The 1,421-nt window shown below is 44.1% G+C and carries 1 protein-coding gene; it reads left to right on the top strand.

All coding sequences use genetic code 11. The features are described 5' to 3' along the window. On the top strand, positions 1-1,421 hold a 1,421-nt coding region (locus tag IWX84_RS15305; RefSeq protein ID WP_196851624.1), incomplete at both ends, for a SprB repeat-containing protein.

The raw sequence follows: 1,421 nt of genomic DNA, 5'->3' as shown, positions 1-1,421 counted from the left end.
ACCGCTACAGGCGGAACAGGAACACTGATGTATTCAGCCAATGATGGATCAACTTACCAAGCCTCTAATATCTTCAGCGGATTAACTGCTGGAACCTATCTATGGGCGGTAAAAGATGCCAACAATTGTGTGTTGAAAGGATCTGTTACGATCACTCAACCAACCGCAATCGCTGTATCAGCAGTACTTGTAAGTCCTAAATGTAATGGTGGAACCGATGGTTCAATCACGATTACCGCTTCAGGAGGAACAGGAACACTGATGTATTCAGCCAATGATGGATCAACTTACCAAGCCTCTAATGTCTTCAGCGGATTAACTGCTGGAACGTATTTATGGGCGGTAAAAGATGCCAACAATTGTGTGTTGAAAGGATCCGTTACGATCACTCAACCAACCGCAATCGCTGTATCAGCGGTACTTGTAAGTCCTAAATGTAATGGTGGAACCGATGGTTCAATCACGATTACTGCTACAGGCGGAACAGGAACACTGATGTATTCAGCCAATGATGGATCAACTTACCAAGCCTCTAATGTCTTCAGCGGATTAACTGCTGGAACGTATTTATGGGCGGTAAAAGATGCCAACAATTGTGTGTTGAAAGGATCCGTTACGATCACTCAACCAACTGCAATCGCTGTATCAGCTGTACTTGTAAGTCCTAAATGTAATGGAGGAACCGATGGTTCAATCACGATTACTGCTACAGGCGGAACAGGAACTTTGATGTATTCAGCCAATGATGGATCAACTTACCAAGCCTCTAATGTCTTCAGCGGATTAACTGCTGGAACGTATTTATGGGCGGTGAAAGATGCCAACAATTGTGTGTTGAAAGGATCCGTTACGATCACTCAACCAACCGCAATCGCTGTATCAGCTGTACTTGTAAGTCCTAAATGTAATGGAGGAACCGATGGTTCAATCACGATTACGGCTACAGGCGGAACAGGAACACTGATGTATTCAGCCAATGATGGATCAACTTACCAAGCCTCTAATGTCTTCAGCGGATTAACTGCTGGAACGTATCTATGGGCGGTAAAAGATGCCAACAATTGTGTATTGAAAGGATCAGTTACGATCACTCAACCAACTGCAATCGCTGTATCAGCGGTACTTGTAAGTCCTAAATGTAATGGTGGAACCGATGGTTCAATCACGATTACCGCTACAGGAGGAACAGGAACTTTGATGTATTCAGCCAATGATGGCACGACTTACCAAGCCTCTAATGTCTTCAGCGGATTAACTGCTGGAACGTATCTATGGGCGGTAAAAGATGCCAACAATTGTGTGTTGAAAGGATCTGTTACGATCACTCAACCAACTATTTTGGTAGCAACAGATGGACATTCTGATGTGAAATGTAACGGAGGAACTGATGGTTCAGTAACCGTAACATTCAGCGGAGGAAC

This window comes from Flavobacterium sp. CG_9.10, from assembly GCF_015752245.1.
In the GTDB taxonomy this organism is placed as follows: Bacteria; Bacteroidota; Bacteroidia; order Flavobacteriales; family Flavobacteriaceae; genus Flavobacterium.
The sequence above is the reverse complement of the archived record's forward strand: the minus strand, read 5'-3'. Positions and strand labels throughout refer to the sequence as shown.